This is a genomic window from Agrobacterium tumefaciens (assembly GCF_005221385.1).
Taxonomy (GTDB): Bacteria; Pseudomonadota; Alphaproteobacteria; order Rhizobiales; family Rhizobiaceae; genus Agrobacterium; species Agrobacterium tomkonis.
Genome location: NZ_CP039904.1, coordinates 519,410 through 533,109, shown reverse-complemented (window position 1 = coordinate 533,109; position 13,700 = coordinate 519,410). Strand labels below are relative to the sequence as shown.

At 59.3% G+C, this 13,700-nt stretch carries 12 protein-coding genes; 9 read left to right on the top strand and 3 right to left on the bottom strand.

Annotated features, from left to right (window positions below):
* Positions 1-4: 4 nt before the first annotated feature.
* Both CFBP6623_RS17605 and CFBP6623_RS17600 read right to left on the bottom strand, forming a co-directional pair.
* A complete protein-coding gene (locus tag CFBP6623_RS17605; protein WP_046801470.1) occupies positions 5-634 on the bottom strand; it encodes an SGNH/GDSL hydrolase family protein in 630 nt (209 codons plus the stop codon).
* Between the two features lie 6 nt (positions 635-640).
* Positions 641-1,789: a mandelate racemase family protein gene (locus CFBP6623_RS17600; RefSeq protein ID WP_046801469.1), complete on the bottom strand. Its 1,149-nt coding sequence runs from the start codon at positions 1,787-1,789 to the stop codon at positions 641-643.
* A gap of 423 nt (positions 1,790-2,212) precedes the next feature.
* On the opposite strand from CFBP6623_RS17600, the gene CFBP6623_RS17595 reads away from it, so the two are divergent.
* Complete coding sequence (locus CFBP6623_RS17595) at positions 2,213-3,241, top strand: LLM class flavin-dependent oxidoreductase (RefSeq protein ID WP_046801488.1); 1,029 nt, start codon at positions 2,213-2,215, stop codon at positions 3,239-3,241.
* An 82-nt stretch (positions 3,242-3,323) separates the two neighbouring features.
* Here the strand turns inward: CFBP6623_RS17595 and CFBP6623_RS17590 are convergent, their stop codons facing one another.
* Positions 3,324-4,631, bottom strand: coding sequence for an NtaA/DmoA family FMN-dependent monooxygenase (locus CFBP6623_RS17590; protein WP_046801467.1), 1,308 nt, complete (start codon positions 4,629-4,631; stop codon positions 3,324-3,326).
* 354 nt (positions 4,632-4,985) lie between these two features.
* Between CFBP6623_RS17590 and CFBP6623_RS17585 the strand changes: the two genes are divergently transcribed.
* The 8 genes from CFBP6623_RS17585 to CFBP6623_RS17550 all read left to right on the top strand — a co-directional run bounded on the left by CFBP6623_RS17585 (position 4,986) and on the right by CFBP6623_RS17550 (position 13,686).
* Positions 4,986-6,053 (top strand): ABC transporter substrate-binding protein, encoded by a 1,068-nt coding sequence (locus CFBP6623_RS17585; protein ID WP_046801466.1) that lies wholly within the window; start codon positions 4,986-4,988, stop codon positions 6,051-6,053.
* 7 nt (positions 6,054-6,060) lie between these two features.
* The gene (locus CFBP6623_RS17580) at positions 6,061-6,951 is read left to right on the top strand and encodes an NmrA family NAD(P)-binding protein (protein WP_137002560.1); all 891 of its coding nucleotides are present in this window, start codon (positions 6,061-6,063) and stop codon (positions 6,949-6,951) included.
* Between the two features lie 31 nt (positions 6,952-6,982).
* Positions 6,983-7,171, top strand: a complete 189-nt coding sequence (locus CFBP6623_RS17575; protein ID WP_210238631.1) for a hypothetical protein — start codon at positions 6,983-6,985, stop codon at positions 7,169-7,171.
* Positions 7,162-8,346: an LLM class flavin-dependent oxidoreductase gene (locus CFBP6623_RS17570; RefSeq protein ID WP_046801465.1), complete on the top strand. Its 1,185-nt coding sequence runs from the start codon at positions 7,162-7,164 to the stop codon at positions 8,344-8,346. The genes CFBP6623_RS17575 and CFBP6623_RS17570 overlap by 10 nt, the downstream gene beginning before the upstream one ends.
* Positions 8,347-8,437: 91 nt before the next feature.
* On the top strand, positions 8,438-9,637 hold the full coding sequence (locus CFBP6623_RS17565; RefSeq protein ID WP_046801464.1) for a M20 aminoacylase family protein: 1,200 nt from the start codon (positions 8,438-8,440) through the stop codon (positions 9,635-9,637).
* Between the two features lie 34 nt (positions 9,638-9,671).
* A complete protein-coding gene (locus CFBP6623_RS17560; protein WP_046801463.1) occupies positions 9,672-11,261 on the top strand; it encodes an ABC transporter substrate-binding protein in 1,590 nt (529 codons plus the stop codon).
* Between the two features lie 438 nt (positions 11,262-11,699).
* Positions 11,700-12,050, top strand: a complete 351-nt coding sequence (locus tag CFBP6623_RS17555; protein WP_046801462.1) for a DUF3088 domain-containing protein — start codon at positions 11,700-11,702, stop codon at positions 12,048-12,050.
* A 40-nt stretch (positions 12,051-12,090) separates the two neighbouring features.
* The gene (locus tag CFBP6623_RS17550; protein WP_046801461.1) at positions 12,091-13,686 is read left to right on the top strand and encodes an ABC transporter substrate-binding protein; all 1,596 of its coding nucleotides are present in this window, start codon (positions 12,091-12,093) and stop codon (positions 13,684-13,686) included.
* Positions 13,687-13,700: the final 14 nt, after the last annotated feature.

Below are 13,700 nucleotides of genomic sequence, written 5' to 3'. Positions count from 1 at the left end.
AGGATCAGCCAAGAATTTCTCTGACGGGTGCGACGAGCGCCCGGCCGATTGCGGCTGTTGCCGGTGCTTCCAGATGCACGCCATCCACCGGCGAGGCGCTGGCAACCGATCCGGCATCGAAGAATGCATGTCCGAGTTCGGCGGCGAGTTTACGGTAAAGCGGCGCAAGCCTGAGCGATTGCCCGATATCGCGCCCGCCCGCCGGTTCTCCGCCCGGGCCTGCGACGCAGGGTGGCGGGGCGACGATCAGCAGTTTCGGTACGGCCTCGCGCGGTTTGTAGATGAAGGTTTCGACGATCTGCGCCAGCCGTCGCATGCCGGAAACGGCGGCTTCCGCCCGCCCGCCATGCACCGGCTTGATGTCATTGGTGCCGAGCATGATGATGACGAGATCAAGCGGCATGTGGCATGAAAGCGCAACTTCCAGCGCCCGCGCGCCGTTGCGGCAGGCGGGGCCGGCATGGTCGTCATAACAGGTGGTGCGCCCGCCAAGCCCTTCCGGGTGAACCTTCACCTTTCCGGAAAGCGCGGCCTCCAGCACCTCCGGCCAGCGGTTTTCAACGGGGTGTCTGAGGCCCGTGGCCGGGTCCGCGCCCCAGGTGAGGCTGTCTCCGAAGGCGAGCACCGTTTTCATTACCTGTTACCTCACCCGGTTGTTGTCGATGAAGGTAAAATCGATGTCCTCGCCAAGGCCCGGCCGATCGGGGACATGCACGAAGCCGTCGCCATCCATCGGGTCGGACAGTGACTTCAGATAATCGTGGCCGTCATCATATTCGAGGAAGGGGTGCAACAGGCCGCGCTCATACCAGCGGCAATTCTTGGTGGCGGCGACCACATGCAGGTTCATGGCCGTGTTGCCATGCACCTCGCATTCCATGCCGAAGGCTTCGGCCAGATGCATGGTCTTCAGCGCCGGGGTGATGCCGCCGACATCATTGACGCCGGTGCGCAGAATATCGCAGGCGCCGGCCTTGATCCATTCGGCACGATGCCAATGCTTGCCGGCAGCGCTTTCCGGGCCGACGACCGGTATATCGAGATTGTCGGAAAGCCACTTGTAGGAGGATAGCGACTGTTCATCCATCGGCTCCTCGATCCAGTCGAAGCCGAGTTTTTCGAGGCCACGCCCAAGCGCCAGCGCATCGGTGCGGGAATACCAGTGGAAAGCGTCGATCATCAGGCGAATATCGGGTCCAACCGCCTCGCGCACGGCGGCGCAGGCCTTGAGGTCCATCTTCACATCCGGCGCCCAGCTGACGGGCGGCATCCAGGTGTGCAGCTTGATGCCCTTGTATCCGCGCTTCACCAGCGTTTCGGCAAAACGACCGTAATCTTCCGGCGTCGCCAGCCCGCCTTCCAGCTCGTCACCGCACATGATGGAGCCATAGGCCAGCACCTTGTCGCGATAACCGCCAATCAACTTGTATACAGGTTGATTGAGCGAGCGGCCGGCAAGGTCCCACAGGGCGCAATCCACCACCGCCAGCGTGCGGTCGGTCAGCTGCGCGGCCGATCCGCGCTGCCAGTGGGCAAGGTCCTGCCACAGCCGCTCCCGGTCGCGATGGTCCTCACCGATCAGGACTTTCTTGACGAATTTTTCGATGACATGCGGGCGAACGATCTCCGGCGCCGTAAAAGAGTGGCCTTCCTGCCCATCTTCCGTGCGGATGGTCAGCATGGCCTGTTCCACCTGATGCGCCGGACCCGGATGCGCGTGACCGGCACTGTCCGAGTGCCGACGGGTCGTCGTGCGGAAAACACGGACCTCGACGTCGGTGATGATCATAATTCCTCCCTCGTGCAGGTATCGCAGCGTTCATGATTGCTGCAATGTCATACATGTCTGCGTTATTTGTCAACATGTATGATAATCTGTATTACATGTTTGAGGCGGAAATCAAGTTTTTTGTCGGCTGGCCCGTATCTGGCGTCGGGGGCCAGACCGGCTTTGTGGCTGGCAGAAACGGCGGAAGGAGCGCGGGAAGTGGAGAGCTGGACGCGGCAGGATTGTCGCGAATAACCTATAATTTTAGTAGACTATTGAATCGCGCAACGATCTTTCAACAATGACCGGCACTATAAAAGACCATGCCGTGCAAGCCGCGCCCCTCATCAGGCATTCTGCTGGAGTATGCGCGGCACGGAAGAACTGCCGCAGCCGCGTCGCCTCAGCCCATCTTCCGTCAACAACCATTCCCGGACGTGCACTATGCCTCTCTCCCGTATTTCCCATTTCGCTTTTCTGGTTCCCGGCAATTATCACGATGATGACCCCGCAAAGGGGCTGGAAGAAACCCTGCAGCTTTTCGAAGCCGGAGAGGCGCTGGGTTATCACAGCGCCTGGGTGCGTCAGCGCCATCTGGAACGGGGCGTTTCCTCGGCAGCCACCTTTCTCGCCGCTGCATCGCAGCGCACGAAGCGGATCGGGCTGGGCACAGCCGTCATTCAGCTGGGTTATGAAAATCCTTTCAGGCTGGCCGAAGATCTCGCCACGGTTGATGTCCTGTCACACGGGCGGTTGAATGTTGGCGTTTCGGTGGGCGCGCCGCCCTTCGCGCATCTTATTTCGGATTATGTCGATAACGCTGCCGATGCGGATTACAGTCACGCCCGGGCGGAAAAGCTGGCGAAGGCGTTGAGATCGGAACCTTTATCCAGTGACACGGAGGCTGGAAATGCGGCCGGCGCGCAGGTGCCGCGCCTTCGTCCGTTAGCAAAGGGTTTGACCGACCGGCTGTGGTACGGCGGCGGATCGCAGAATTCCGCCCGATGGGCCGGCAAAGCAGGGTTCAATCTTCTGACCGGCAATATCGTCAGTGGCGAAAATACCGATGATTTTTTGACCGCGCAGGCGGCTCTCGTTGCCCGCTTCCGGCAGGAATGGGCGCATGAGCGCCAGCCGCGTGTCGCGCTTGGGCGGGTGATCCTGCCGACCGATAGTGCAAGTCCCGCGACACGCCGCCGTTATGCGGAATTCGCCGCTGAGCGTGACAAGCGCACACATGCGCCGCATGGCGCGCGCCGCACGCTTTTCCTGCCCGACATCGTTGGCACGACTGAGGAGATTCTGGAGAAGCTGTCGCGTGATCCCGTGCTGCCGCATGTCTCTGAATTCCGCCTGGAGTTGCCCTATGAGTTTCAGCCGGAAGATTATCGCCAGATCGTCACGGATTTCGCGTCTGCCGTGCCGCAGCTTTCCGGCGGGCGGCCAGTTTTGAAAATGGCGGCTGGCCAATAATATGCCCTTGCCCCCCATTGCCATGTACGGCGCAAAGGGGGGCGATGGAGGTGTGGCGCTTTACCCGCGCCACATCCTTGGTTCAATCGGGATAAGGCAGGCCATAGCGGTCGCGGATCGTCGCACCGTCATATTCACGCGGATAAACGCCGCGGTCTTGCAGCACCGGCACGACCTTTTCGACAAATTCGGCAATATCATCGGGCGCGCGCGGTGGCTGCAGGGTGTAGCCATCCACAGTGCCATCCTGCCATAGGTCGATGATGCCATCCGCCACCTCTTCCGGTGTGCCAAGCAGCAGCCGGTGGTGCCCCTCGGAGCGGCGCACGGCCTCACGGGCGGTGAGCTTTTCATGGGTCAGCAGCTCGGACAGGCCAAGCCCCATGCCAACAGCCCATTGCCGGTTCTGGTCGGGAATGAAGCGCTCGCCGTCGAGTTTTATATCCGGGTTGAAATCGCGCGGATCAATGCCGTTTTCCTTGGCGAAACGCGCCAGAAGCCCGTCTTCCGAGCCGGTCCCGCTGAAGAGTTCATGTTTGCGCAGCGCTTCCTCACGGGTCTCGCCGAGAATGACGACGAGGCCGGGAACGATGCGGATGCTTGCGGGATCGCGGCCGAAAGAGACGGCGCGGTCACGCACCTTTTTGCCGAAGGCCTGACCCGCCGGGCGTGACAGGATGTTGCAATAGATGATCTCGCCATGGCGAGCCGCCAGATCGATGCCACCTTCGGAAGCGCCGGCCTGCGCGATGACGGGATGTCCCTGCGGACCACGTGGAACGTTGAGTGGGCCTTTTACATGGAAATATTGCCCCTCGTGATCGATGGTTGCAGCCGTTGCCGCATCCCAGAAGCGGTCTTCCGGCACCTCACCTTCGCGGCGCGGATCCCAGCTAGACCAGAGCTTTTTCGCGACATCAAGAAATTCGGTGGCCTTGGCATAACGCTCGCTGCGTGGCGGCAGCGGATCGTTGCCGAAATTGGCAGCGACATTGGGATTGAAGGACGAGACGATATTGACGATCAACCGGCCATCCGTGACGACGTCGATAGACTGCGTCCGTCTCGCAAAATTATAGGGTGAATTATAGGTGGAGGATATGGTTGCCACGAAACCGATATCCGGCACCTGCGCGGCGAGCGATGTGGAGAGGATGAGGGGATCGATGGTGTGAAATGGGCGACTTGCCGGGTCGGTCAGCAATGCCGGGTGATCGGAGAGGAAAACGGCGTCGAACCGGCCTTTGTGGGCCAGTTCCGTCAGCCGCCGATAATAGCCGATATCATTGATATCGTGCCGGTCTCCGCTTCTGTATTTCCAGGCATTGGGAAGATATCCCGTTGTGTTGATGCCGACATTGAGATTGAGCCGGCGTTCGGTCTTGCTCATGCTTTTACTTTTCCGTCTGTGTGGGGATTCCAGCCTGTAGCCGGCACATTTGTCTGAAAGCGTAACAGCCGCGATTGCGGTCGCGAGTTAAAAATCCTTGCTGCTCGGAGAAGAAAAACTTTCGAGCATGGCTTTTCCTGTTCCCAGGTAAGCGCCCGGTTGTGAATGGATGCAATCGGAAGCCGCGTTCGAAAATAACGCCATTTTCGAAACGATATTTCGTTCGCCATGTGACGGGCTGGTGTTATGGAAACGAATTTCTTCAATCGCCTCTTAAATAGTACACTTTATCTATAGAAAATATTCAACGGCGTGTAGCGTGCTGTCCAGATCGCAATTTCGAGGACGACTGCCATGGCTGATGCCGCCCTTCGTCAAGCAACCCAACCCGTAACGCTCTGGTACACCCGGTGCCCGGCACCCACGCCGCTTTCCATCGCGGTACAGCTTGGCTGGATAGAGGAGCGTTTTGCCGGTCATGGCATCTCCGTTTCCTCCATTAGGGATGCGGCTGATCCGGCTATCAGGCAAAGCCATTTCGATCATCGGCTGGACTGGTCCTTCCGCCAGGGCGGTAACATCCCGCCAATCTGGGCGAAGGCGGGTGGCCGGCAGACGCGGCTGGTGGGACTGACGAGAACCGATGAGTTTCAGGCGGTCATAGCGCTACCCGCAAGCGGAATAGCCAAGGGTCGTGATTTGAAGGGGCGGCGCATCGGCCTGCCGAAACGTCCGAATGAAACCATCGATTTCCAGCGCGCCACATCGCTGAAGGGCATCGTGTCGGCACTCACCGTTTCCGATCTCACCGTTGCGGATGTCGAACTTGTCGATTTGACTGCCCGGGAGCCCGTGCTGCTTGGTCCAACGGATGAGCGGTTCCATGGCCTGCGCCGGCGACTTCCCTATGGCGAGGAAATTGCAGCACTGCACCGCGGCCAGATCGATGCGTTTTTCGTCAAGGGTGCCGAAGGTATCACCGTCGCCAATCTCATTGGCGCGCAGGTCGTCGTATCGACCGGGTTTCATCCCGATCCGAAAATTCGCATCAACAATGGCACGCCGCGTCCCTTGACGGTGGACGCTACCTTTGCCGATGAGCGGCCGGATCTGGTGGCGGAACTGGTGGCCACCATTCAGCGGGTTGCCCAGTGGGCAAATGACAATCCGGCAGAAGCCGTGCGGTTCATCGCCCGCGAGATCGGCGTCAGCGAAGAGGCGGTGCTGGCTGCCAATGGCGCGGACGTGCATCGCAATTTGCGGCTCGATCTCGATCCGGCCGAGCTGGACGCACTGAGCCACTTCAAGGATTTCCTGCTGGAATGGAAATTCATCCCTGACGATTTCGATGTGCGGGACTGGGCCGATCCACGCGCCCTTTCTTCACTGCAAGCGGCCGCGCAACACAGTGCGGGAAAGTGAGGGCATCATGGCAGCCACCATTCTTGTAACGGGTGCAACCGGCAAGCTCGGCCAGCGTGTTGTCGGCCGTCTTTTGCAACGACAGGCTAGAGTTCGCGTGCTGAGCCGCAGACGTGAGGATGCACTGAAACTGTGGGGCGACAGGGTCGATATTGCGGAGGGGAATTTTTCCGATCCGGCTAGTCTGAAGGAGGCTGCGCGCGGCATAAGCGCCATATTTGTGCTTTCCCCCATCGGTGAAACGCTGACGGTTGATCAGAATGCGGTCATCGATGCGGCTCTCACCGCCGGGGTTTCGCGGATCGTGAAAATATCCGGCTCCGACTGGACCATTGAAAATGCCGCCAGCTCCATCTCGGGTGCGGCCCATGCTGAGGTGGAAGCTTATCTCGCCAGAACCGGCGTAGCGCATACGGTGCTGCGGCCGAATGCATGGATGCAGGTGGCGCTGGAACCCGTTGTCGCCGCGCTGCGCAAGGGAGAGGATGTGCCCGCCCGGTTCGGCAATGCGGCCGTCTCCTTCATCGATGCCGACGATATCGCCGATGTGGCGGTTCATGCATTGACTGCCGACGCGCCGCTTGCCGGCCCCTTGGTGCTGACCGGCGGCGAAGCGTTGACGGGGCTGGAGATCGCCCGCATCGCGGCCCGTATCCTGCATCGGCCGGTTGGTGTTTCGCATAATGCCGTGCTGGCCTTTCCACCGGATATCGGCGTGTTCGAACAGAAAGCGATCGGCGAATTCGGGCAGCTCATCCGCGAAGGTCTGGCGGCATCCGTCAGCGATACCATCTGCCAGATCACCGGTCATCAGCCCCGCAGTGTGGAGGGGTATCTGCGCGCCCGGCTGGCTTCGGCTACCCCGCAGGGTGATCATTCCGATTGGTGTTTCGCATAATGCCGTGCTGGCCTTTCCACCGGATATCGGCGTGTTCGAACAGAAAGCGATCGGCGAATTCGGGCAGCTCATCCGCGAAGGTCTGGCGGCATCCGTCAGCGATACCATCTGCCAGATCACCGGTCATCAGCCCCGCAGTGTGGAGGGGTATCTGCGCGCCCGGCTGGCTTCGGCTACCCCGCAGGGTGATCATTCCGAGGGAGAAAAGACATGGCGCTGAGTGTTCCTTTGCCCGATGGTTCGGAGCTGAAAGGTCTTGAACTGAAAAGTCCTGCCGATTTTGACGACAGCCCGCTCAGCCGGGCGGTAAAACAGCCGCTGATGCTGGGCCTGTTCCTCAATCTGCAGGACATCAATTTCTCCAGCCTACCGACCAGCAATAGCTGGACTTTCGATTATAACGTCGAACTGGTGAAGCGCGCGGAAGAGCTTGGTTTCGAAATCGCCTTCAGCCGCACGCAATGGCTGCCCAAGGGCGGTTATGACGGCGAATCCTCGCTCGACAGTTTCATCGCGCTCGGCGCCATGGCGGCGGTGACGAAGAACATTCTGCTGATCTCCACCATCCATGTGCTTTACGGGCCTCTGCATCCGCTGCATCTCGCCAAATATGGCGCGACGCTGGATCATATCGCCAAGGGGCGCTGGGGCATCAATATCGTCACCGGCCACCGCGCCATCGAGCATGAAATGTTCGGCTGGCAGCGGATCGACCATGACAAGCGTTACGATATGGCGGGTGAGTTGTTCGATGTGCTTCACCGGCTATGGGGCGAAACCGAGAACTTCTCCTATGAAGGCAAGCTCAATCCCTGGGCCATCAACAATGGCTGGATCACGCCGAAACCCGCCTTTGGCCGCCCGCCACTGGTGACGGCGACTGGTTCGCCTGCCGGTATCGATTTCGCGGCGCGCCATTCCGATCTGGTTTTCGTCACTTCGCCCGGCGGCGCGCATATAGACAGCGCGCTGGAAACGCTTCCCGATCATGTCGCCACGATTAAGAACCGTGCCAAAGCCCATGGCCGGCGGGTGAAGACGCTCATCAATCCGATTATCGTCAGCCGCGATACGGAAAAGGAGGCGATCGCCTATGCCGATGCCATCGCGGCGGGAAAACCGCAGGCCGGCACCCGCGCCTTCGCCACCAATAATTACGACAGCGACGCCCATGCCTGGCGCGGCCGTGGCGATGCACGCCACAAGCAGGGGCGCAATCTCGGTGGCAATATTGAAATCATCGGTTCACCGGAACAGGTGGTCGAGCAGTTGATCGGCTTGAAAAAAGCCGGCATTGATGGTGTGCAGCTGAATTTCTATGATTTCCGCGAAGACCTAGATTACTTCGCCGAGCGCATTCTGCCCTTGATGAAGGAGGCTGGCCTGAGGCTCTGACCTCTTTCCAGCCCCGATTTTCCAGTTCCGAAGCTACCCCTTCGCAATCGCCCGATTGCGAAAACGATATTTTTTGCCCTGAGGAGATACCGTGAATATCGCCGTCGATCCCGTCAAAACATCCGCACCGAAAATTCTGGACCGGATCGGGGCCTATGTTCCCGAACTCGTCTCCATCCGTCACGATCTGCACCGGCATCCGGAAATCGGATTCGAGGAGGTGCGCACGTCAGGCATCGTGGCTGAAAAACTCGCTTCCTGGGGTATTGAGGTGCATCGCGGTTATGGCAAGACCGGCGTGGTCGGCGTGCTGCGCGGCCGCCATGCGGGCAATCGCTCCATCGGGCTGCGGGCGGATATGGATGCCTTGCCAATGCCGGAGGAAACCGGGCTGCCCTATGCATCGGTCTATCCCGGCAGGTTCCACGGCTGCGGGCATGATGTGCACACCACCATCCTGCTCGGCGCCGCCCGTTATCTGGCGGAAACCCGCGATTTCGCCGGCACGGTGGTGTTCATTTTCCAGCCGGCCGAGGAAGGTCTGGGCGGCGCGCGCGCCATGATTGCCGATGGGCTTTTCAAGGATTTCCCCGTTGATGAGATCTACGGGTTGCATAATTCCACCCATGCTGCGCCCAATCATCTCAAGGTTTCGCCCGGCACCATTCTGGCAGGTGCGGATTTCTTCGATATCCGGCTAAAGGGCAGAGGCGCCCACGCCGCCCACCCCGATGTTTCGCGTGACCCGGTGCCGGCAACGGGCGAACTCATTCAGGCCCTGCAGACGATCGTCAGCCGCAACGTGTCGCCGACCGATCCTGCCGTCCTGTCGATCACCCGCATCGAGGCGGGATCGGCCTATAACGTCATTCCCGAAACGGCCTCGATTGCCGGAACAGTGCGTGCTTTCTCCGACAGCGTGCGTGAAACCATCCGGCAGCGCATCCACACGATTTCCGATCACATTGCCGCCGCCCATGGCCTCACCGCCGAGGTGGATATTCGCGACATATTCTCGGTTCTCACCAATGACGATGCATCTGTGGAGATCGTCGCCGGCGTGGCGCGCGAGGTTCTTGGAGACGAGCGCGTTTCCACCGAGCCCGGCCGCTTCATGGGCAGTGAGGATTTCGCCGATCTCCTGAAACATGCACCCGGTGCATTTTTCACCCTTGGCCATTCCGGCACCGTGCCCGCTCACAATCCCGGTTTCATCGTTGATGACGCCATTCTTCCAGTCGGCGCCACCCTGTTTGCCCGGCTGGTGGAAACCCGGCTGAAGGCTGTCTGAAAATTTAAAAACAATTTCGCAAAAGGAAACATCCATGGATATTACGAGACGTAGGACATTGCTTTTGAGTGCCGCTCTTGCCGGGGCCATGCTGTTGCCGTCCTTGCCCACGCTGGCGGCGGAAACGCCGAGAAAGGGCGGAATCGTCACGCTTGCGGGTCTTGGTGAGCCGACGACGCTGGTGCCGCTTTCTGATTCCAATACGCGCACCCGCGCCATTTCCACGAAAATCCTCGAAGGGCTGGTACGTTTCGACAGCGAGTTCAAACCGCATCCGGTTCTTGCCGAAAGCTGGGAGACCTCCGCCGACGGGCTGCGCCACACGTTCAAGCTGCGCAAGGGCGTCAAATGGCATGACGGCAAGAATTTCACGTCGCAGGATGTCAAATTCTCCCTGCTGGCCTTCAAGAAGGTCGGTCCACGCGGACGCATCACCTTCGCCAATGTTGCCGATATCGAAACGCCCGATCCGCTGACGGCCGTGGTGGTGCTGTCCAAGCCCGCGCCCTATCTCCTGCGGGCGCTGACGGGCGGCGAAACGCCGATTTTGCCGGCTCATGCCTATGCTTCGGAAAACTACAATGAAAGCCCGAACGGCAACGCGCCAATCGGCACGGGCCCCTTCGTATTCGAGGAATGGAAACGCGGCAGCTATGTGAAGCTGAAGAAGAACCCGAACTACTGGCAGGCCGATCTGCCTTATCTCGACGGTTTCGTGGCGCGCTTCGTTGCGGACGCCGCCTCCACCACTATCTCGGTGGAAACCGGCGAGGCGGATTATACCGCTGACGTTTCCTACAGCGATCTGGAGCGGTTGCGGCAAAATCCGAAGCTCGCGGTGGAGGTCTATACAGACTCCTATCTCAACAATGCCGCCATCTTCGAGTTCAATCTGGAAAACCCGATCCTCGCCAAAAAGGAAGTCCGGCACGCACTGGCCCACGCCATCGACCGCGATTTCACCAACGACGCGATCTTCTTCGGAACGGCCAAACCGGCCGGTTCGAACATTCCGGCGGTTTTCACCGCCTATAATGACGAGCAGCCCTTCACCTACCCATTTGACTTGGCCAAGGCGAACGAGTTGCTGGACAAGGCCGGTTACCCGAAAGGCGCTGATGGCACCCGTTTTTCACTACGGCTCGCCTTCCTGCCATCTGACGTCTTCCGCAAAACAGCAGAATATCTACGCTCTTCCTTCGGCAAACTCGGCGTGAAGGTGGATATCGTCGAAGGCGATCTCGCCACCTTCATCAAGCGCGTTTACACCGAGCGCGGTTTTGACCTGACGGTAAACGGCATCAGCCGGTTGTTCGATCCGACGGCTGGCGTGCAGCGTCTCTACTGGTCCGATGGCATCAAGAACCCCGCGCCCTATGTCAACGCTGCCCATTACAACAACCCCAAGGTGGATGATCTTTTCCGTGCGGCCGCCATCGAGGTGGATGAAACGAAGCGAGCGGCGCAATTCCGCGACATCCAGAAAATCACTGGTGACGACCTGCCGAATTTCTCCATCGTCGCTTTGCCGACCGTCATTCTGCGCAATACCAGTCTGAAGTCGCTCGTCACGACCATCGACATTGCCTATGGGGATTTGTCGACGGCCTGGAAGAGCGAGTGAGGGCGAACCCGGCGTCCTGTGCAGCGAGAGTAGCGGCGAACTTTCCTCCATATTCGACGTCATCCTCGGTCTTGTACCGAGGATCTACCAGGGCATCCTGACCTGGTAGCTCGCAGATGCTCGGGACAGGCCCGAGCATGACGAAGGAGAGGTTTTACGCCAACAGCATCTCACCAGAACCCGGCAATTCTGCCGGGTTTTTTATTGTCGAAACCCACCCTCCATCCTGTTTGCACCTTCGCGCGGCAAGCCCGTTTCAGGGAAAAACTTTGCGCACGAAACAGATCGGGCGAAACAGCGATGCCATGCGTTAAAATTTCGGAAAAATCAATTTCATCAATAATTTAGCGCAAAGCAATTCTTCGTTTCAAAGCAAGAATTGCTTTCTGGACCCACGCTTTGGCTGCCTGCACTGTGAGCAGGAAATCTCACCCACAAATGATGGATGCCATGGCCAAGGATACACTTTTTTTGATCGCCCCCGGATTTGAGGATCCGAAACACCCCGGTGTCCGCTTCGTCTGCCCGCATTGTAACCAGATCGAGGGACTGCTTGCCGCCTTTCCAGACCTAGCGGCGCAGATCGATATCCGCCGGGTCGGTTTTCAGCGTCCGCGAGAGGCGATCATCGCCGCCGTGGGGGAGGAAAACCAGTCGCTGCCGCTATTCGTCTTTGCCGGCGAGGCGCCCGCTGACGCTGCTGCAAAGGGCGACACGCACTTCATTCAGGACACCAAACGCATTTTGCAAACCCTCGCCGAGCGCCACGGGTTCCCGCAGCTGCATTGAGTTGCCGCTCCCTCGCATATCGGATTTTTCGGAGACAGACATGACCATTTCCAGACGCCAGTTTCATAAGATTGCACTTGCCGCCGGCGCATTCGTGGCGCTTCCGGGCGGTTCTTTTGCCGCTGCCGAAGAGCCCGTTTCGGGTGGCACACTCAAGATCGTGTATTTCCCTGAACCGACCCAGCTCGTGGCCATCAATACCAGCGCGGGTGGCCCGCAGTTCATCGGCTCAAAGATTTACGATGGGCTTCTGACCTATGATTACGAGCTATCGCCCCAGCCGAGTCTTGCGAAGGAATGGAGCGTTTCGGCCGACGGGCTGGAATATGTCTTCCATCTGCAGCCGAATGCGAAGTTCCATGACGGCAAACCAGTGACATCGGCGGATGTGGAGTTTTCCATCCTGCGGCTGAAGGAAGCCCATCCGCGCGGCCGGGCGACGTTCTCGCATGTCGAGAGTGTCGATACCTCCGATCCGCTGGTTGCGAAGGTGAAGCTTTCCAAACCCGCACCGGGCCTGATCACCGCGCTTGCCTCCTCGGAATCGCCCGTTGTGCCAAAGCACATCTTCGAGACCTTCAAGCCGACCGATAATCCGAAACCCGCCCAGATCATCGGCAGTGGCCCCTTCGTGCTGAAGGAATGGGTGCCGGGCAGCCATATTCTTCTGGAGAAGAATGCGGACTACTGGGACGCGCCGCGCCCTTATCTTGACCGCGTCATCATCCGCCTCATCAACGATGCGGGCGCACGCGCTGCGGCGCTGGAAACCGGGGAAGGGGACATCGGCCCCAACCCGGTCGCGCTTGCCGATCTGGAACGGCTGAAATCCATCCCGACACTGAGGGTGGATGACCGCATCTATGCCTATGCCGGCCAGCAGAACCAGCTGGTGATCAACCTTGAGAATGAATATCTCAAGGAATTGAAGGTCAGGCAGGCCATTGCCCATGCCATCGATGTTCCGGCGCTCATAGATACCGTGCTTTATGGTTACGCCGTGCCATCGCCGACGCCGATCAGCCCCGGCCTTGCGAAGTTCCACAATCCGGATATCGGTTTCGCCAAGTTCGATGTCGCACAGGCTGAAAAGCTGCTGGATGAGGCCGGTTTCCCGCGCAAGGATGGCGGCAAGCGCTTCAAGCTCCGGGTTACCACCAACCCGTTCAATCCGCAGACCTATTCGGATTTCATCGCGCAGGCGCTGTCGAAGATCGGCATTGAGGCGGATATCCAGAAATTCGATTTCGGCACCTATGTGAAGGTAGTCTATACCGACCGCGCCTGGGACCTGTCGGTTGAATCCCTTTCCAATACCTTCGATCCAACAGCCGGTGTCCAACGTGTCTACTGGAGCAAGAATTTCAAGATCGGCCTGCCATTCTCCAATGCCAGCCACTACGCCAATCCCGAAGTGGACCGGCTACTGGAAGCAGCGGCGGTGGAGCCGGATATCGAAAAACGCGCTGCCTTCTTCAAGGAATTTCAGGCCGTTATCGCGAAAGATCTTCCCGTCATCAATCTCGTCTCTCCCATCCAGCCGGTTGTCGGCAGCGTCCGCATCAAGGATTACGCGACGGGGGCCGAAGGTCTCAGCGGCAATCTCGCCAAAGCCTGGGTGACGAAGGAGGCGTGAGCCGCCTTGCCTTC